Origin of the sequence: Winogradskyella marincola, from assembly GCF_029624125.1 — a bacterium.
Lineage (GTDB): Bacteria > Bacteroidota > Bacteroidia > Flavobacteriales > Flavobacteriaceae > Winogradskyella > Winogradskyella marincola.
On record NZ_JARSBN010000010.1, the window covers coordinates 17,289 to 36,942 of the forward strand.

At 34.2% G+C, this 19,654-nt stretch carries 14 protein-coding genes; 4 read left to right on the forward strand and 10 right to left on the reverse strand.

The window, feature by feature from the left end; translation table 11 throughout:
- Positions 1-13: 13 nt before the first annotated feature.
- From P7122_RS14745 to pheT, 5 genes are all read right to left on the reverse strand, one after another.
- A complete protein-coding gene (locus P7122_RS14745) occupies positions 14-802 on the reverse strand; it encodes a M15 family metallopeptidase (RefSeq protein ID WP_278006566.1) in 789 nt (262 codons plus the stop codon).
- A gap of 73 nt (positions 803-875) precedes the next feature.
- On the reverse strand, positions 876-1,247 hold the full coding sequence (locus P7122_RS14750) for a diacylglycerol kinase (RefSeq protein WP_278006567.1): 372 nt from the start codon (positions 1,245-1,247) through the stop codon (positions 876-878).
- A gap of 7 nt (positions 1,248-1,254) precedes the next feature.
- The gene (tpx, locus tag P7122_RS14755; RefSeq protein WP_278006568.1) at positions 1,255-1,755 is read right to left on the reverse strand and encodes a thiol peroxidase; all 501 of its coding nucleotides are present in this window, start codon (positions 1,753-1,755) and stop codon (positions 1,255-1,257) included.
- A 132-nt stretch (positions 1,756-1,887) separates the two neighbouring features.
- The gene (locus P7122_RS14760) at positions 1,888-2,745 is read right to left on the reverse strand and encodes a phosphatase PAP2 family protein (RefSeq protein ID WP_278006569.1); all 858 of its coding nucleotides are present in this window, start codon (positions 2,743-2,745) and stop codon (positions 1,888-1,890) included.
- Positions 2,746-2,756: 11 nt separating this feature from the next.
- A complete protein-coding gene (gene pheT, locus P7122_RS14765) occupies positions 2,757-5,183 on the reverse strand; it encodes a phenylalanine--tRNA ligase subunit beta (protein ID WP_278006570.1) in 2,427 nt (808 codons plus the stop codon).
- 185 nt (positions 5,184-5,368) lie between these two features.
- On the opposite strand from pheT, the gene P7122_RS14770 reads away from it, so the two are divergent.
- Positions 5,369-6,604 carry a peroxiredoxin family protein gene (locus tag P7122_RS14770; RefSeq protein WP_278006571.1) on the forward strand — a complete coding sequence of 412 codons (1,236 nt, stop codon included), beginning with the start codon at positions 5,369-5,371 and terminating at the stop codon, positions 6,602-6,604.
- A 513-nt stretch (positions 6,605-7,117) separates the two neighbouring features.
- Here the strand turns inward: P7122_RS14770 and P7122_RS14775 are convergent.
- The 3 genes from P7122_RS14775 to recG all read right to left on the reverse strand — a co-directional run bounded on the left by P7122_RS14775 (position 7,118) and on the right by recG (position 11,918).
- A complete protein-coding gene (locus P7122_RS14775; RefSeq protein ID WP_278006572.1) occupies positions 7,118-7,735 on the reverse strand; it encodes a hypothetical protein in 618 nt (205 codons plus the stop codon).
- A 165-nt stretch (positions 7,736-7,900) separates the two neighbouring features.
- A complete protein-coding gene (locus P7122_RS14780; RefSeq protein WP_278006573.1) occupies positions 7,901-9,295 on the reverse strand; it encodes a short-chain fatty acid transporter in 1,395 nt (464 codons plus the stop codon).
- A gap of 520 nt (positions 9,296-9,815) precedes the next feature.
- Positions 9,816-11,918 (reverse strand): ATP-dependent DNA helicase RecG, encoded by a 2,103-nt coding sequence (gene recG / locus P7122_RS14785; protein WP_278006574.1) that lies wholly within the window; start codon positions 11,916-11,918, stop codon positions 9,816-9,818.
- Positions 11,919-12,041: 123 nt separating this feature from the next.
- On the opposite strand from recG, the gene P7122_RS14790 reads away from it, so the two are divergent.
- Together P7122_RS14790 and P7122_RS14795 are read left to right on the forward strand one after the other, a co-directional pair.
- On the forward strand, positions 12,042-14,012 hold the full coding sequence (locus tag P7122_RS14790; RefSeq protein WP_278006575.1) for a M1 family metallopeptidase: 1,971 nt from the start codon (positions 12,042-12,044) through the stop codon (positions 14,010-14,012).
- Positions 14,012-14,896: a patatin-like phospholipase family protein gene (locus P7122_RS14795; RefSeq protein ID WP_278006576.1), complete on the forward strand. Its 885-nt coding sequence runs from the start codon at positions 14,012-14,014 to the stop codon at positions 14,894-14,896. Before P7122_RS14790 ends, P7122_RS14795 begins: the two co-directional genes overlap by 1 nt.
- A gap of 133 nt (positions 14,897-15,029) precedes the next feature.
- On the opposite strand, the gene P7122_RS14800 is transcribed toward P7122_RS14795, so the two are convergent.
- Both P7122_RS14800 and P7122_RS14805 read right to left on the reverse strand, forming a co-directional pair.
- Positions 15,030-15,548 carry a DUF7935 family protein gene (locus tag P7122_RS14800; protein WP_278006577.1) on the reverse strand — a complete coding sequence of 173 codons (519 nt, stop codon included), beginning with the start codon at positions 15,546-15,548 and terminating at the stop codon, positions 15,030-15,032.
- A gap of 50 nt (positions 15,549-15,598) precedes the next feature.
- On the reverse strand, positions 15,599-17,155 hold the full coding sequence (locus P7122_RS14805; protein WP_278006578.1) for an FMN-binding glutamate synthase family protein: 1,557 nt from the start codon (positions 17,153-17,155) through the stop codon (positions 15,599-15,601).
- Between the two features lie 137 nt (positions 17,156-17,292).
- Between P7122_RS14805 and P7122_RS14810 the strand changes: the two genes are divergently transcribed.
- Entirely contained in the window at positions 17,293-19,620 is a 2,328-nt protein-coding gene (locus P7122_RS14810) for an ATP-dependent helicase (protein WP_278006579.1), read from the forward strand.
- The last annotated feature ends 34 nt before the right edge of the window (positions 19,621-19,654 follow it).

Below are 19,654 nucleotides of genomic sequence, written 5' to 3' on the forward strand. Positions count from 1 at the left end.
ATTTTATGGTGTATTACTTATACGCTTTTACGTTATTGGGAATCCCGTTAACAAAATCTTCAATAATATGAAGATCTTTAGCAAGTTGAGATCCTTCAAACTCTGAAATATCATCAGTTTTTATATTAGAATTATAAAATTCTAAATATTTGCTCGCCAAAGGTACAAAAGACCAGTGCCATTTTTCTTCATTATATCCTGTTCTTCCATTATTTTTATTGGTATAAACTTGATAGAATCCAAAACTATTGGCATGCTTTTTTAACCACAGGTAGGTTTTTAGACCTTTTCCGGTGTTAAAATACGAATTATTTAAACTATTTAAATCTATATCTGTTCCCCAATGATGTCTGGATGTAGAAGGCATAGAACTGTATTCTAAAATTTTCTTAGCTCTATCAACAGGGTTTAGGTTGCTGTATTTTTTCCATTTTCTATTCCAAATGGCTTTTTGTTCATAGAAATTTCTTGTTCCAGATATAATTTTGAAATCAATGCTATCTTTTTTTGCAGCTTCAGTCATTTCAAGAAATGCTTTGTAAACTCTGGTGTTTAAATAGATTTCTTTTGTGCTATGCTTAGCGTCTACTTTTGTAAATGTAGAGTCTGTTTTGTAATTAAACTTACCAAGCACAAACGCTTTGGTAATGTTTAGAGAATCGTTAAAAAAGTTGTTTTTCTCTGGTGTTGTTTTAGTTACACGATCTGTTTTAACGTCTGTTACTACTGAAGTTTCTTTAGGTTTGTTTTGACAACTCGCTACCAATAGTAAAAAAGAAAGAAAAATAGAAAGTTGTTTCATGTTATATAAAAGACAAGTTTTTAGATTGATAGAGCCTTCTATCAATTAACGTTATTTATTTAGGTTTTGGTATTTAAAAAATCTTAGGAAGATAGATTATTCCTGCTATAATCACAGCAACTATTGAAGCAATAAAAACGGCTCCGGCAGAAATATCTTTAATAAGACCTATTTTGGGATGGTGATCTGGGTGAATGAAATCTGCTATATATTCTACAGCAGTATTAACACCTTCAATACTCATTACAAGACCAATCATTGCTGTTTGAAACATCCATTCTGTGGTTGAAATATTAAAATAAAAACCAGCAAGAGTAATTACAATAGCAATAAAGACCTGAATTTTAATGCTGGCTTCGGTTTTAATAAGAATAAGCATTCCTTTAAAAGCGAAACCAACACTTTTTAGTCTGTTTATAATAAATGGTTCTTTGTTTTGTTGCATCTTAGAATTAAGATAAGCTATTCAAAGCACTTGTGTAATCTGGTTCGTTTGCAACCTCAGAAACCTGCTCCGTATGTAATACAGTACCATCAGTATCTATAACAACTACACATCTAGATAATAGAGTTTCAAATGTTCCACCAGCAAATGCTAAGCCGTAATCTTTACCAAATTGACCTGTTTTGTAGTCTGATAAACTTATAACATTGTCTAAGCCTTCTGCGCCACAAAAACGAGCCATAGCAAATGGTAAATCTTTAGAGATACAAAGTACTTTAGTGTTTTCTAATTGACTTGCTTTTTCATTAAATGTTCTAACTGATTGCGCACATGTACCAGTATCTACACTTGGAAAAATGTTTAATACTAAACGGCTACCTTCAAAATCAGAAGAACTTTGATCTTTTAAATCTGTATCTGTAAGTTTAAAATCTGGTGCTTTGCTACCAACTTCTGGTAAGTTTCCTATTGTTTCTACAGGAGTTCCTCCTAGTGTTATTTTTGCCATGGTTTAGTGTTTTAAATTTTGTTAAAAATAAAAAAAGCAACACTGAAAAGTGTAAATAAAATGATAATGTTTCAGCAAGTTGTAGAAGTATGCATATTATTTTGCAGATGCACTCTTAGGATTGAAGTAGCGTTAAAACCTTCCTACAAGCCCAATTTGGTTGCCTGTAAAAGCAAAACTCCAAGATATTTTGTTTTTATTAGGTTCAATAATATCAAAAGCCTCTTCCTTAAATAAAAACTTATCTACGCTATCAACTACTATTATACTTAGAGCTGTGCTAAAACCAATATCTGTAAGCCAATGCGCACCATCTATTAGTCTAGACATTGGTGGAATTGCGCCCAAGGTATACACACCTGCTTTTATCCAAGGACTTTCAAATTGTTTGGCAATGGAATGTGCCATAGTTACAGAAAGTACTGTGTGTCCTGAAGGGAATGAATGTTGTCCTGCTTCTTTTGAAAAAAGTTTAAAATGAAAAGCGCCTTTGCCTGTGCCTGGTCTAGCTCTACCAAATCCGTTTTTAGCAACAGTTTGTATAAGGCCACTTGTAATAGAGGACGTTATGATGAGCACACTGGTTCGTCTAATTTTACTGTTTTTGGTTACTAAACCAAAGCCATAAAGCCCAGCATTGGCCATAAAATAATTCTGAGGACTACCAAAATACCAGCCATAATCTCTAACTACTTTTGGGAAATTAGACCTATGGTTATCTATGTACTTGTCTACACCTTCATCAGCAAGGGCTAGGGTAGCTGTACCAAAGACTAAACCACTAAGTTTTAAAAAATCATTTTTTTTCCAGTGAAGTGGTCTTGTAAACGAATACTTTACTCCATGCCAAGTAGTGTTAATATCATATTTTAACAATGACCAAGTTGAAGCACTATCCTGATCTATTTTATATAGATGTTGGGCATCAATACATTGAGTGGAAAACACGATGAGTATTAGCGTTGTAAAAAGGCGTTTGGCTAATAACATAATAACTTTGATTATCTCAATTCAGCACCAAGCTTGTTTTCAAAATTAGATTGAAGCTTGTTCATTATTTTATCGATTTGTTTATCGTTAAGCGTTTTGTTTTCGTCTTGTAACGTAAAGCTTACAGCATAACTCTTTTTGCCTGCTGGTAAGTTTTTACCTTCGTAAACATCAAACAGATTTACAGCTTTTAGCAATTGTTTTTCAGTTTGCTTAGCAATTGTATAGATATCATCAAACGTAACGCTATTATCAAGTAGCAACGCAAAATCTCTACGAACTTCTGGATACTTAGGTATGGCAGTAAACTTAATTTTGTTGTGTTGTGCCATGTCTAAAACATTATTCCAATTAAAATCAGCAAATAATACGTTTTGAGAAATTCCAAAATGTTTTAAAACCGATTTTTTAACTAACCCAAATTCAACTAAAGTTTTCTTTCCTATAGAAAGGCTCATGCCTTCACTAAGAATATCGGTTTTATGAGGTGCAGATTTTAGTCGGTTTAAGCCTAAGCGCTCTAATACAGTTTCAATAGTACCTTTTAAATAAAAGAAATCACTAGGTGTAGCTTGTGTATTCCAACGTTCTTGTGCTTTGTTTCCGGTTACAAAAAGTGCCAAATGTTTGTGTTCTTCTCTGTTATCTGAATACTGATGGTAAGTTTTACCAAATTCAAACAACTTAAGGTCATCACGTTTTCTGTTAATATTGTGCGAAACAGCTTCTAATCCAGAAAATAATAAAGATTGACGCATAACTTCTAAATCATTACTTAATGGATTTAGCATTTTTACGTTATGGTCAGCATTCAATTGTTCACTTAACTCAATATATTTTGGAGATGTTAAAGAGTTAGCCATAATCTCAAAGAAGCCTTGAGAAGCTAACTGATTGCCAATAACATTTTGAAGTTTGTAATCTTCAAAACGAGATGTGTTAGAAATAGAAGCGTTAAGCTTTTCAGTTGTTTTTATGTTGTTGTAACCGTAAACTCTTAGGATTTCTTCAATAACGTCAGCTTCGCGCTGTACGTCATTTCTAAAAGACGGTACCGTAAGTCCTAAACCAGCTTCAGTAACATTGTTAATTTTAATGTCTAAAGAGGTTAAAATACTTTTTATGGTTTCTTTAGGAATTTCTTGACCGATTAATCGCTTGGCATTATCAAAACTCAATACAACCTGAAAATCTTCAATTTTATTAGGATAAGCGTCAGAGATGTCACTTGTTATTTCACCACCAGCAATTTCAGTAATTAAAAGTGCAGCACGCTTTAAAGCGTACTTTGTAAAGTTAGGATCTATACCACGTTCAAATCTAAAAGAAGCATCTGTATTAAGCCCATGACGCTTAGCTGTTTTTCTAACGCTTACAGGATCAAAATAAGCACTTTCTAAAAAGATATTGGTTGTAGTTTCGGTAACACCAGAATCTATACCACCAAAAACACCAGCAATACACATTGGCTTTTCGGCATCGCAGATCATTAAATCATCTTCGTGTAATTCTCTTTCAATCTCGTCTAGAGTCGTAAACTTTGTGCCAGCTTCGCAGGTTTTAACTTCAACCTTGTTACCAGTGATTTTTGCAGCATCAAAAGCGTGTAATGGTTGTCCTAATTCATGCAAAACATAATTAGTAACATCTACAATGTTGTTAATAGGAGATAAGCCAATTGCTTTTAAGCGGTTTTGTAACCAACTTGGAGATGTTTCAACTTTAACACCAGAAATGGTAACACCACAGTAACGTGGACATTTATCCTTGTCTTGCACATCGACGTCAACCTTTAAAGAACGCGTATCTACGTGGTAAGACATTACTGATGGAGATATCAACTCCAGGTTAAGATCTTGTTGTAATAAACCAGCTTTTAAATCTCTAGCCACACCATAATGACTCATGGCATCGGCACGGTTTGGTGTTAGACCAATTTCAAAAACTTCATCATTTTCCACTTCAAAAATCTCAGCAGCAGGAGTACCAACTTTTAAGTCGGCATCAAGAACCATAATGCCATCATGAGATTCGCCAAGACCAAGTTCGTCTTCAGCGCAAATCATTCCGTGGCTTTCTTCGCCTCTAATTTTACCTTTTTTGATTTTCCAGGCTTCACCTTCTGCAGTGTAAAGCGTTGTGCCAATTGTAGCAACAGGTACTTTTTGTCCTGCAGCCACATTAGGTGCACCACATACAATTTGTACAGGCTCTGCTTCACCAATATTTACAGTTGTTACTTTAAGTCGGTCTGCGTTTGGGTGTTGTTCGCAAGTTAATACCTCGCCAACTACGATGCCTTTAAGGCCACCTTTAACAGATTCGTAGGTTTCTATACCTTCTATTTCAAGACCAAGATCTGTAAGTAATTCGCCTGTTTTTTCGGCGTTCCAATCTATATTGATAAACTGTTTTAACCAGTTGTAAGATATTTTCATGTGCTGTTTTATTCAGGCCACAAAGATAATAATACTTAAATGTTAATGAAACATCCCTAATTAAATTTTAAACAGGTTGCATTTCGCTATCATAAAAACGTAAATCTGTGTAGAGGATTTTTGGATAGGCTTTTTTATGTAAGGTAATTGTTGTTATTTCGAACTTAAATAAAATTCAATTTACAATGCGATATATTTTTGGTCTTTTAGTGATAAGTCTTCTATTTTCATGCAAAGACGATAAAAAAAACAATACCCTTAGAGACAATAAATTAGAAACAGGAAGTTACAGAGCTTGGATTTCAATTCAGGATAATGAAGAAATTCCATTTGTGTTTGAGGTAGAATCTGATAAAAAATTAAATATTTATAATGCTGAAGAAACGATTGTAGTAGATGAAATAGAATATAAAAATGATTCTGTATACATTAATTTACCTGTCTTTGAAGACTACCTAGTGGCAAAAATTAATCAGGATAATAATTTAAACGGTTTTTATATAAGTCCTGATAGAAATAGAAAAGTACCGTTTGAAGCTACGTTTAAAAATGCAATTAGATTTGGAACAGGAACAGGTGCGGCTTATAATATTGAAGGAGTTTGGGAAACTGTATTTAGTAAAGGTGTTGAGGAAGATGAATACATTGCAAAAGGTGTTTTTAAGCAATACGATAATGGGAAAATTACAGGAACATTTAGAACTACAACTGGTGATTATCGTTATTTGGAAGGTGTATTAGATGGTACACGCTTAAAACTCTCAACCTTTGATGGTGCTCATGCCTTTTATTTTACAGCAACTGTAACCGACTCAACTATGAACGGTTATTTTTATTCTGGAAATCATTGGAAAGAACCTTTTGAAGCGAAGCGTAATAAGGATTATGAACTGCCAAGTGCCAATGAATTAACCTATTTAAAAGAAGGTTATGATAGTTTAGATTTTGTTTTTTCTAATACCTCTGATGAGTTGGTAGGTCTTAAAGATGATAGATTTAAGGATAAAGTTGTAGTGGTGCAAATAATGGGAACATGGTGTCCTAACTGTTTGGATGAGAGTAAATACTATGCGGACTTTTACAAAAAAAATAAAGACAAAGGTATAGAATTTATTGCCTTGGCATTTGAGTATGCTAAGGACAAGGAAACTGCTTTTAGTCGTATAGACAGGCTACAAAGTAAAATAGGTATAGATTATCCTGTACTTTTAGCTCAATATGGTGGTGCAGACAAAGCCAAGGCACAAGAAAAATTACCAATGCTTAACCATGTGTTGTCTTATCCAACTTCAATTTTTATTGATAAAAAAGGAAAAGTAAGAAAGATACATACAGGATTTAATGGACCTGCAACAGGTGAAAAATACATAGAATTCAAAAAGGAATTTGAGAGTTTTGTAAACGTATTACTGGCTGAATAAATAAATAGCCTTGATCTAACTTACATAAAGATTAAGGTATCAGTAAAGCTACCTGAGAAAATAGATAGATAATTATTGGGATGTTAAAAATCAGAGTTGTGGCAAGTAGATAGTTGTTTGCTTCGCCTGAAAGTTTTGACTTTGATTTGTATAATTTGAGAACATAATAGGAAGAAATAAGATTTATAATAACAGCTAATAAGTAAGCGAATATTGTTGTTGTAAGTTTGTTCTCGTAGGGTGTAAACCAAAGTAAATTACCAAATTGTTTAATCGTTATTGAGTCAAAAAAAGAACTTAGTCCCAAGCCTATGAAAATACGCACTAGGTTTGCTAACAAAATGCCAATAACTGCAATACCCAAAACAACTAAAAAATGAAGATATATTGATTTGTGAGGCAAAGAAGCTTTTAGGTTGTTCTTATTGAATTTGTAATATACCAGAAATAATACAGGACAGCATATAAGCATTAATAAGATTTCAATAAAAGCAAGAGGAAATCCCATAAAATCTAATTCTCAGTGATTTTTTGAAGCTTTAATTTGAAGTTATTAGGAAGAGAAACATCATATTCAGATTTTTCAATAAGTATTTTAAAAAGTTTTTCTAAATCTTCGGGTTTATAATCTTTAATGTTCATAGATACTTCAGATTTAGTTCTAAAATGAAGTGTTATGTTATTAGTAAATTTGCTAAACTCTATTTTGATAAGTTTATCGATGTCTCGTACTTCTACCCAGTGATTCTTTAAAATAAAGGTATTGCCTTTAATGTATGCTCTGTAAGGTTTTAGTTTTTTGTAAACAAACCAAAATATTACTTCAGCCAAAGCAGCAATCCAAAATAAAGAAATAAGATAAATAATATCTTTTTCTCCTTTCCAAGGCCATAATAAGAAAGTCATTAATATAGCGTAGAGTAAATTGAATATGTTTATTTGTTTACGTTGACTTTTTATTTTAAAGTCTGCAACATATTCTTTTTTTAGAGTGCTGTATTCCCACATTAAAATAATTATAAAACATAAAGTGACTAATGAAATATTTAGAACATCTGGGAACTTGTTTTCAGTGAATTGACCTATAAACAAGGTGATGATTAAAATGATAATAAGGATATGATATCTCATTGATAAGTTGGTTTTTTCGGAATTATATGATAGTGGGTGATGGTCTGTGGTGATAGTTGATAACAGGTTTCTATTGATTTGTAATTTCGATTGCTTTCTCTAAAATTTCATCACGTCCTTGTATTAATCCGTTTATTGTGGTGATATTAAAAGTTCTTAACAGTGTTAAAGCGGCATAAATGTCACCAAAAGTGCCTGCACCACAAACAATACCACAAAAGGAATAAACAAATAGCCAACCACATCTCTGGCTTGTATTTTAATACCTTTGCTCATTACAGGAAAAACGACGAGCAAAAAGAAGGGTTGTAGTAAATTACTTAAGCTTTCTCCGTACGCAACAGACATAGAAGCTCTGGCTGTCATAGCTGTAATTTCAGTAGGTGAGAGATTGATGCTAAGTTCTTGTACCATGTTTAAAATACTTGGGCCAATAACCGCAAATTCACCACCTGCAGACGGTATTGCAAAATTGATAATGCCTCCTGATAAATATGATATAAAAGCGTAATTTTCGGTCGTAGCAATAGTTACTAAAGTGTTTGTGATTTTTTCACCCAAACCAGAAGCGAGCATAATGCCCATTATACCTGCATAAAACGGATATTGAAACAGGACTCCCGAGATATTGCTGCTGGCACGTTTCATAGCAATACTATATCGCATTGGTGTAATGTGTAATAGCATCCCAGCCACAAAGAAGATGAAAATCATAATATTAAAGTTGAGATCAAAGCCCTTGGTTGCAAAGTGGTAAATGATATATGTTAATCCTAGTGCGGCAACAGTAAGCTGCAGCCAACCAGCATTATTTAAAGCATCAGATAATGCTTTGTAAGGTAGCTTGTAAGAAAGGGCTTCGTCTTTAACCGAATGGGTTTCGTCATCTAACGACGTTTGTAAATCCTTGAGTTCTTTGCCTTCGTGAGTTTTAGGAATAAGTAACCAAATCAATAATGGAGAAACAACCACAAACAAAACAATCATCGCAATATTTAGCGTCGCGCCTAAACTATAACTTGTAGAAATAGTATCGTTTAAAATACCTTCTTGTATTAAAAAGTTGTTTTCTGTATTAAGCAACAAGGCAATAGAGCTAGATAAACCGCAAACCCAACCATTAAAAGAAAAGTACACGCAAGCCACCAAAAAAGGATAGTGAATACCTTTAATGCGCAAAGCCAATTCGCGACCTAAAATGGCAGTAACTACGACCATTCCAAAGCTAATTAAGGATAATAATGCACCAAGCGCAATGATAATCAAATAAACCTGTGTTGGTGTTTTAATGTATTTAGTAATGTGGTCAATCCCTTTTTTTACAGGTGAAGATTGCGCAATACAGTAAGCGGTAATGATAATAAGTACAATCTGCATACCAAACGACAGAAGACTCCAGAAGCCATCGTACCAACCTTGTAAAATATTAATAGGTTGGTGGTCTGTAAATACCAAGGCTAAAGCAAAAGTGAGTAGAGTAAGCAGTAGCGCAAATACATAAGCACTAGGCATGTATTTGGTAAAACCATCTGTAAATTTCTGACCGAGTTTGGTAATCATGGTTGGTGTTGTTTTGTTAAAAATCGTCAATTCAAGTGAGTTTTACGATTCTTAAATCGAAAAATTTGTGTAATAAAAGATAATTAAGACTGTAATCTGTTCTCGGTTTTATTTTAGTAATCTTAATAATACGTTAATTAACAATTGGTTACTGTTCTTTAACAAGTCGCTAACAGCCTCGCTTTCAAAAACGGTCTACCTTGAAAACATATTCATCAGCAAAACACGTTTGGTTATGTTTTGAAGGTCTGGTTGTTGTTGGTGCCAGGCCTTTTTTTCATTCCTGCGAAAAGCAGGAATCTCATCGCAAAAGACCCTAATCTATATAAACCACGTATTGTTATTCTAAACTTGCTTGTTCTGAATTTGTTTCAGTATTTCAGCGTCTTCTAATTAATGAGTAAGTCGTCAGTTCGAGTGATTTTGAGATTATCGAAAACAAAATATATTTTGTTTGAAGATACCTAAGCGTAGCTTAAAAATCGTATAGAGAACTTTTACTGAGATCAATTTCTAAATCTTAACTAATATAATTCCAGATATTACGGTATTTACTCATTTGTCTGTAAGTGTTCAAAATCATATTATGCTCTGGTAAAGCTAAGCTTGGATCAAGATTTAAAACCGACTTAGCATAGTGTCGTGCGCTTTGTAAAATGTCTTTATCCTTTACAATATCTGCAATTCTAAGGTTTAAAACACCACTTTGTTGTGTACCCATAATATCACCAGGACCTCTAAGTTTCAGGTCTACTTCGGCAATTTCAAAACCATCTGTAGAGCGCACCATGGTTTCTAAACGCGTTTTACTGTCGTTACTCAGTTTGTGTCCGGTCATTAAAATACAATAACTCTGTTCAGCGCCACGACCAACACGTCCACGTAGCTGGTGTAATTGCGATAGGCCAAAGCGTTCTGCGCTTTCAATAATCATAACTGAAGCATTTGGTACATTAACACCAACTTCAATAACAGTAGTTGCAACCATAATGTTGGTTTTGCCTTCGGCGAAACGTTGCATCTCATAATCTTTGTCTTCGGCTTTCATTTTTCCATGAACAATAGAAATTTGATAGTCTGGTGTTGGAAACTCTCTTGAGATACTTTCGTAGCCATCCATCAAATCTTTATAGTCCATTTTTTCACTTTCTTGAATGAGAGGATACACGACATAGATTTGTCTGCCTTTTGCAATTTCGTCTTTCATAAATCGAAAAACTTTCAGTCGATTATTGTCGTATCGATGAACTGTTTTTATCGGTTTTCTACCAGCAGGTAATTCGTCAATAATTGAAATATCTAAGTCGCCATAAACAGACATTGCCAAGGTTCTCGGAATTGGAGTAGCAGTCATGACTAAAACATTAGGAGGAAGTTCGTTTTTATGCCATAATTTTGATCTTTGTTTTACGCCAAAACGATGTTGCTCGTCGATAATGGCAAGTCCTAAATTTTTAAATTTTACCTTATCTTCGAGTAGTGCGTGAGTGCCAATTAAGATTTGTAAATTGCCATTTTCTAGATTTTCATGAATGATCCGTCTGTCTGAAGTTTTAGTTGAACCAGTTAATAATAAAATGCTGATATTCAATTTATTGCACCACTCAAGTAATTCATTATAGTGCTGAACTGACAAAATTTCAGTTGGCGCCATTAAACAGCATTGAAAACCATTGTCAAGTCCCATGAGCATTGACATAAACCCAACTATAGTTTTGCCAGATCCTACATCTCCTTGTAAAAGACGGTTCATTTGTGCATTGCTTCCTAAATCTGCTCTAATTTCTTTAAGAACACGTTTTTGTGCATTGGTTAAATCGAAGGGTAAATGGTCTTTAAAAAAGGTGTTAAAATAGTCTCCTACTTTTTCAAAAGTGAAGCCTTTTATTTTTGATTTGTGGATTAAATTTTTCAAAATTAACTGCAATTGAATGTAGAATAATTCTTCAAATTTTAATCGAAATTGTGCTCTAGAAAGTAGCTCTGGAGACTTCGGAAAATGCACATTAAAAAGTGCATCAGATTTTGATAATAATTTTAATTCCCCTCTAATTGTATCCGATAAAGTTTCAGCATAACGTCCTTTGGTTTCCAAAAATAATTGCTGCATTATTTTGGTTACAACACGATTTGTTATCCCTTTATTTGATAGTTTTTCGGTAGACGGATAAATGGCTTGCATGGCAGAACGCAGATTTTTTTCATGTTCTGACAGCAATTCTAATTCTGGATGTGGCATACTAAATTTGCCATTAAACCAATTGGTCTTACCAAAAATAACGTAAGGCTGCCCTGTTTTTAAGCTTTCTCTTATCCATTTTTGTCCTCTAAACCATACCAGTTCCATAACTCCAGTATCGTCTCTAAATTCAGCTACTAAGCGTTTACCTCGTTTTTGTGCTACTTCTCTAAAACTGGTAATTCTACCAATTACTTGCACTTCGGCATTGTTGCGTTGTAATTGATTGATTTTGTAGTATTTGGTGCGGTCGATGTAGCGGTTTGGGAAGAGGTTAATCAAGTCCTGATAGGTGTGAATACCCAATTCTGAGCGCAATAAGTCTGCTCGGTTAGGCCCAACTCCTTTGAGGTAATCAATAGGTGTTTGTAAATTCACACTCATAACTGCGAATTTACCAAATTCTTGCAAAGCTGTAATTCTAAAATTTTGTTATTTCTAATCTATTAGGTTTAGTGTTTGTTTTAAAAGTTTTACTTTGGTCTAATCCTTGATTTAATCGGAATTATGAAAAAATTATTGGTTGTATGTCTGTTGTTTGTTTCTGTGTTTTCTAATGCGCAGCAAACGGATTATGTGGATTTTAGAAGAGCAGAAGCTTTATTGGTTTTTAATCAGTTAGCGGTAGATAGTACAACTTATAATTCTTACGAAATTGATTTTAAAATTTTAAAGCCAACAGATTCTATTTATTTAGATGCTGTAAATATGAAGTTTAAGCATGTGGCTTTAGATAATTCTACGGCAACATTTAAAAATGATGGTAAAAGATTAATTGTTTTCAATGATTTTAAACCTAATGAGTCTTATAAATTAAGCTTTGTCTTTAACAATGCGCCCAAAAAGGCTATGTATTTTATAGGATGGGAACATGAGGGTAAGAATCAAATCTGGACACAAGGTCAAGGAAAATACACTAGTAATTGGTTACCAAGTCTTGATGATACAAATGATAAAATTGAGTTTGATTTAAAGTTTCTTGCACCAAAAAAGTATGAGGTTATTTCAAATGGTATTTTAAAATCAAAGTCAGATAATCTTGGTAATATATTGTGGGAATATGATATGCAAAAGCCTATGTCTAGTTACTTGGTGGCTGTTGCAGTTGGTGTATATAATAAAAAAACAGAAATTTCAAAAAGTGGCATTCCTTTAGAGTATTACTATTATCCTGAAGATTCCTTAAAAGTCGAGCCTACCTATCGCTATAGTAAAAGAATGTTTGATTTTTTAGAGGAAGAGATTGGATTTGCTTACCCTTGGCAAAACTACAAACAAGTGCCAGTACACGATTTTTTATATGCTGGTATGGAAAATACGAGCTGTACTATTTTTTCAGATGCTTTTATGGTAGATGATATAGGTTTTAATGATAAAAGCTATGTTAATGTTAATGCGCACGAATTGGCACATCAATGGTTTGGTGATTTAGTAACGGCAACGTCTGGCGAACATCATTGGTTACAAGAAGGTTTTGCAACCTATTACGCCTTGTTAGCGGAGCGTGATATTTTTGGTGATAATCATTATAATTTCAAATTATATGAGTCTGCTGTAGATTTAGGACGACAAGATTTAGCAGGTGAAGGTACGTCGCTTCTAAATGCAAAGTCGAGTAGTTTAACCTTTTATCAGCGTGGTGCATGGGTGCTTCATGCGTTGAGAGGTTTGGTTGGTGATGATGTGTTTAAAAAGGCCGTGAAAGCTTATTTGGATAAACACCAGTTTAAAAACGTTAAAACTTCAGATTTTATAAATGAAGTAGAGCGTTTCTATGGTAAATCGCTAAATACATTTGTTGATGTGTGGATTAAGCAAAAGGATTTTCCTGTTGATGCTGCTTTTGGATTGCTTCAAAATGAATCTACTTTTATTAACGAGTATCTTATGGTAGATTGCCAGGCAAAAACTTCTAAATGTGAAGAGTATTTAAAATATTATGTTTCAGACGAAGCAAAAGTTAAAGTGATTTCTCAAATGCCAGAATTGGTAACTAGCGATACCTTTAAGCATGGCTTTAAGGTAAGACAAGCGATTTCGCAATACGTAAGGCAAATACCAAAAGCGATCAAGGAAGACTATGAAACGTTGTTAGATGATAAGTCTTACGTAACTATTGAAAATGCTTTGTATAATCTTTGGACAGCATTTCCTGAAGAACGAGCAAAATATCTGTCTAAAACCAGAAATGTAGTAGGTTTTAATGATAAGAATGTGCGCCTGCTGTGGATTGCTTTAAATCTTAATACTCCATTTTACCAAGCTGATAATAAACAAGGCTTGTTTGAAGAATTGGTAAGTTATACAGATGAGCGCTATAATGCGGATTTGCGTATGAATGCCTTTAACTATCTTAATCTTATGAATGCATGTAACGACACCTGTAAATCTAATCTTGAAAAAGCAAAATCGCACCATAACTGGAGAATGGTTAAGTTTGCAAAAGAAATGTCCGAAAAATTAGAGAATAAAAAATAATGCGAGCATTAGTAATTTCAGGTGGTGGGAGTAAAGGTGCTTTTGCTGGTGGAGTAGCGCAATACCTTATGGAAAGGGAAAAGCGTGAATACGACATGTTTTTAGGAACGTCTACAGGTAGTTTGTTGGTGCCGCATTTGGCACTAGATAAGGTAGATAAACTCTATGATATTTTTACCAATGTACAGCAACAAGATATTTTTAGTGTAAGCCCTTTTGTGCAACGTAAAAAAGGTGATAGAGAGTATGTGTCTATAGATTTTGTGAACTCAATGTGGCAATTTATTAGAATGAAGCGCACATTTGGAGAGAGTAAAGCACTTAGAAAGCATATAAGAAAACATTTTACGGTAGAAGAGTTTCAGAAAATTAGGGCAACCAAACACGATGTAGTAGTGACGGTAAGTAATCTGTCTATGAATCGTGTAGAGTATAAGTCTATAAATGATTGTACTTACGATGAGTTTTGCAATTGGATATGGATTTCTTGTAATTATATTCCATTTATGTCATTAGCTATGGTGGATGGCTATGAGTATGCAGATGGTGGATTAGGATGTGTAATTCCTATACGAGAAGCAATTTTAAGAGGAGCAACAGAGGTAGATGCGATTGTTCTTGAGGCAGAAAACCTTGGAAAGCAACGTGTACTTGGTAAAAATCCGTTTTCATTAATGATGAATTTATTTGGGCATTTGCTCGATCAGGTTGAGCGAAGCGATGTTCTAATTGGAAAACTTGCTGCTAAAAACAAAAATGTAAAACTCAATTTATACTACACGCCAACAAATCTTACAGAAAATTCTCTAATTTTTAGTAAAAGACTTATGGAAAAATGGTGGCTTCAAGGGTATGAATACGCAGAGAAAAAGCATTCTGATTAAAGTGTGCAGGTTGTAGTATTCGCTCTATACTGTTTGACTAGCTTTTGTATGCGAGCTTTTTTAGAATTTAGTTCTAATTTAGACTTAAACGAGAGTAAAAAAGTCTTCCTTTAGGAAGATTTAGATGGGCTTTTTACCACATTTCGCCAACTTCTTTCTTTATGTAAGAAAGAGCAGCATTGCTAGGTGCAGGTTTGTCCATAAGCTCTGTTAAAACAACTTCACGCAACTTATTAGCACTATCTGTTTTTTCATTCATATTAGCTTTTCTTATGAGTTGAATTGTTGCGTTTTTAGCGGCTAAAATAATACTCCAGCATTGATCGCTAACATAGATTTGCTGTGTTAAATTATGTTCAAACTCTTGCTCTATAGTTGCTATAAGTAGATTTTCGTAATCTTCTTTATTTGAAGAGGTTGGAGATGTTCTTGTTAATAAGCTTTGCGGTTTTATGCGTTCTAGAAAAAGAGACATGCGCTCGTAAGCTTGTAGTCTTAATGGAAATGACTCTTTCTGTAAATCTTTAGTTAATAAAAAATGACGTCTTTTGCTTTCGTTAGTCATATGTTCTCTAAAAAATAAAAAAGCAATAACACCTGTAACAACAGCAGGTATAGTATACATCAAAAGATTAAGAATTTGTTCTTCCATAGTTTTTAATAAGAAGTGATTGGTAAAAAATTAGTAATTAGTTTCAAATATTATTTACAGCCGCCAAGATAAACACAATCTTTTAATTCTTGCATACTTTTAAAATCTACTGGAGTTTTTTCGTAATTAAACGTGTGCTTAAATTCTTTTGTAAGATTGTGGTCATCGACATTCATTTCGATATCTCGCATATTGAATTGGCATGGGTGTTCGTAGCCAGCTGCATGAGTAATTTCGATTAATTCTTTTTTAAAGGTTTTAAAGTATTGTGCTAAACGTTCAGATTTTAAAGGTACATTAATACCATTTTGCAACCATTTCTTTTGTGTAGCTACACCAGCAGGACAGCGGTTAGTATGGCAAATTTGTGCTTGTATACAGCCAATACTCATCATAGCTTCACGTGCTACATTGATGCAGTCGACTCCCATTGCAAATGCCATAGCAGCTTTTGCAGGAAAGCCTAATTTTCCGCTACCAATAAAAACAATACGTTCTGTAAGATTATGCTTTTGAAAAAGTTTATAAACATCACTAAATCCATAAACCCAAGGTAAAGAGACATGATCAGCAAAACTAGGAGGTGCTGCACCAGTTCCTCCTTCACCACCATCTATGGTTATAAAATCTGGTCCACGATTATCGCGTTCCATAATTTGAGCCAGTTCTTCCCATTGTTCTAGTTTTCCTATAGCGGCTTTAATACCAACTGGCAGACCTGTTGCTTCGGCAATACTTTCTACAAAATCTACCAATTCTGGCACTGTGGAAAATGCCTTGTGGTTTGGTGGAGATAAAACAGTTTTGCCTACTTCAACACCTCTGATATCTGCAATTTCTTTGGTGATCTTTTTTCCAGGAAGCACTCCGCCTTTTCCTGGTTTTGCACCTTGAGATAGTTTTACTTCAATAGCTCTGATAAAAGGATTGTCTTCAACTAATTTTACCATTTTTTCCATAGAAAAACCACCATCTTCTGCTCTTACACCAAAGTAGCCAGTACCAAAATGAAATACAACATCACCACCATTACTGTGGTATGGAGACAAACCTCCTTCACCAGTATTGTGGTACGCGCCAGCTAACTTTACCCCTTTATTTAAAGATTCAATAGCTTTGGCAGATAATGAGCCAAAACTCATAGCAGAGACATTAATTATTGATGCTGGTCTGTATGGACGTTTACGTTTGTTATAAGCTCCCATAACTTTAGCGCAAGGAGCAAATGTTTTATCAATGATGTTTGGATGATTTTTTTCAACCTTATATGGCATCATGGCATTGTTTATAAAAATGTGCTGATGTGCATATATGTCTCTGTCTGTACCAAAACCTTCGTAATTGTTTTCTTGTTTTGCAGAAGCGTAAATCCAACCTCTTTCAATACGATTAAAAGGTAATTCTTCTCTATTGTTGGCAACAAAGTATTGGCGCATTTCTGGGCCAATGCTTTCTAGCAAATAGCGCAAATGGCCTACAATTGGGAAGTTGTGACTTATGGTGTGCTTACGTTGAAAAAAGACATCTCTCATGGCTACGAGTACTAAAAAAACGATAATCCAAAGCCACCAAGGAATGTTACCCAAGAATTCTAAAATGGAATCCATAATCTGAAATAAAATTTGCACTAAGATATTGAAAATTGATTACATCATATTCTTGATATTTTGTTTATAATTTATAAAGATAAAACATGGTAAAACCTATGGTAATATGTAATTTCACAGCTTGAAAAAATGAAGTTTTGGAAAAGTATCTTAGTCAACTAAACGACGCACAATTAGCACCAACCATACAGAAAGACGGACCAATGATCGTAATCGCTGGTGCAGGTTCAGGAAAAACAAGAGTGCTTACATATCGTATTGCTTATTTAATGAGTCAAGGAGTAGATGCCTTTAATATCTTATCATTGACTTTTACCAATAAAGCGGCTCGAGAGATGAAAGGCAGAATCGCAGATATAGTAGGTGATAGCGAAGCTAAAAACCTTTGGATGGGAACGTTTCACTCAGTGTTTGCCAAAATCCTTAGGTTTGAAGGACATCATCTGGGTTTTCCTAGCAACTTTACTATATACGATACCCAAGATGCACAAAGACTTATAAGTTCTATTATAAAAGAAATGGGACTTGATAAAGATGTGTATAAGGTGAAACAAGTTTATGGTAGAATTTCTTCGTACAAGAATAGTCTTATAACTGTAAAGGCATACTTTAGAAATCCTGAGCTTATGGAGGCAGATGCTATGGCACGCAGACCTCGTTTAGGAGATATTTATAAAGAATATGTAGACCGTTGTTTTAAAGCAGGAGCAATGGATTTTGATGATCTTTTATTAAGAACCAATGAGTTGCTAACGCGTTTTCCGGCTGTATTGGCTCAGTATCAAGATCGTTTTAGATACATATTGGTAGACGAGTATCAAGATACCAACCACTCTCAGTATTTAATAGTTAGAGCTTTGTCTGATCGTTTTCAAAATATATGTGTGGTAGGTGACGATGCGCAGAGTATCTATGCGTTCCGTGGTGCAAACATCAATAATATTCTAAACTTTCAGAAAGATTATGATGATGTAAAAATGTATCGATTAGAGCAAAATTACCGTTCTACAAAGATGATTGTAGGTGCAGCCAATTCTGTAATTGAGCATAATAAGACTAAGTTAGATAAAGTGGTTTGGACCGCTAATGATGTTGGGGAGAAAGTTATTGTGCACAGATCCATGACAGATGCAGATGAAGGGCGTTATGTAGCAAGTACAATTTGGGATACCAAGATGAATCAGCAATTGCCAAATAGCGATTTTGCTGTACTTTATAGAACTAATGCACAGTCTCGTGCTATAGAAGATGCGTTGCGTAAAAGAGACATTCCGTATAGAATTTATGGAGGATTGTCGTTTTATCAACGTAAGGAGATTAAAGATGTAACGGCTTATTTGCGTTTAATTTTAAACACTTCAGATGAAGAAGCTCTAAAAAGAGTGATTAATTATCCTGCAAGAGGTATTGGACAAACTACCGTAGATCGATTAATTGTAGCAGCAAACGCTACAGGTAAGACCATCTACGATATTATGAAAAATATAGATAATGAGTCTGTAAATATTAATGGAGGCACTAAAAATAAATTAAGAGATTTTGTAACTCTCATAGAAAGCTACAAAGTAATGAACCAAAATGCTAATGCTTTTGAGTTGGCAGAACATGTAGCAAAAACTAGTGGTCTTGTAAGAGAATTAGGCAAGGATGGTACACCAGAAGGCGTTACTAAGATGGATAACGTGCAAGAATTGCTTAATGGTATTAAAGATTTTGTTGAAGGACAAATTGAAGTTGCAGATAGTACAGGTTCTTTATCAGAATTTTTAGAAGATGTTGCATTGGCTACAGATTTAGATGGTGATAAAGGTGATCCGGATCATGTGGCTCTAATGACAATTCACTTGGCAAAAGGACTTGAGTTTTCGCATGTTTTTATTGTTGGTATGGAAGAAGATTTATTTCCAAGTGCCATGAGTATGAACACCCGAAGCGAGCTAGAGGAAGAGCGTCGCTTGTTTTATGTGGCTTTAACAAGAGCAGAGAAGCAAGCTTACCTTACGTATACTGTGTCTCGTTACCGTTGGGGAAAACTAATAGATGCAGAGCCAAGTCGTTTTATTGAAGAAATTGATGATGAATTTGTAGATATTACCACACCATTAAAAGAGCAACGCTTTAATCCAATGTTAGATGCATCTATTTTTGATGATGTAGAGCCAAATAAGGTGCGTTTTGCAAAACCAAAGTCTCCAAAGTTTAAAAAGAAAGAGACGAAGAAGCCAGAGAAGTTTCAAATTAGTACACCAAAAAAATTAAAGCCTGTAAGCCAAACAGATACAGGAGCTAATTTGTTTGATACCAAATTAACTGTAGGCAATATTGTGAATCATCAACGTTTTGGTAGAGGTGAGGTTCTTAAAATTGAAGGTGTAGGAGGCGACTTAAAAGCCGAAATTAAGTTTGAAGGTGGAGCTACTAAAAAACTTTTATTGCGTTTTGCTAAGCTAGAAATTATTTCTTAGCCTTTTTTAACGCAACCATTTGTGGTTTTTCTCA

Bases quoted from the DNA above. Each gene is read 5' to 3' on its own strand.
- P7122_RS14745 (WP_278006566.1), bottom strand. From the start codon at position 802: ATGAAACAACTTTCTATTTTTCTTTCTTTTTTACTATTGGTAGCGAGT.
- P7122_RS14750 (WP_278006567.1), bottom strand. From the start codon at position 1,247: ATGCAACAAAACAAAGAACCATTTATTATAAACAGACTAAAAAGTGTT.
- tpx (WP_278006568.1), bottom strand. From the start codon at position 1,755: ATGGCAAAAATAACACTAGGAGGAACTCCTGTAGAAACAATAGGAAAC.
- P7122_RS14760 (WP_278006569.1), bottom strand. From the start codon at position 2,745: ATGTTATTAGCCAAACGCCTTTTTACAACGCTAATACTCATCGTGTTT.
- pheT (WP_278006570.1), bottom strand. From the start codon at position 5,183: ATGAAAATATCTTACAACTGGTTAAAACAGTTTATCAATATAGATTGG.
- P7122_RS14770 (WP_278006571.1), top strand. From the start codon at position 5,369: ATGCGATATATTTTTGGTCTTTTAGTGATAAGTCTTCTATTTTCATGC.
- P7122_RS14775 (WP_278006572.1), bottom strand. From the start codon at position 7,735: ATGAGATATCATATCCTTATTATCATTTTAATCATCACCTTGTTTATA.
- P7122_RS14780 (WP_278006573.1), bottom strand. From the start codon at position 9,295: ATGATTACCAAACTCGGTCAGAAATTTACAGATGGTTTTACCAAATAC.
- recG (WP_278006574.1), bottom strand. From the start codon at position 11,918: ATGAGTGTGAATTTACAAACACCTATTGATTACCTCAAAGGAGTTGGG.
- P7122_RS14790 (WP_278006575.1), top strand. From the start codon at position 12,042: ATGAAAAAATTATTGGTTGTATGTCTGTTGTTTGTTTCTGTGTTTTCT.
- P7122_RS14795 (WP_278006576.1), top strand. From the start codon at position 14,012: ATGCGAGCATTAGTAATTTCAGGTGGTGGGAGTAAAGGTGCTTTTGCT.
- P7122_RS14800 (WP_278006577.1), bottom strand. From the start codon at position 15,548: ATGGAAGAACAAATTCTTAATCTTTTGATGTATACTATACCTGCTGTT.
- P7122_RS14805 (WP_278006578.1), bottom strand. From the start codon at position 17,155: ATGGATTCCATTTTAGAATTCTTGGGTAACATTCCTTGGTGGCTTTGG.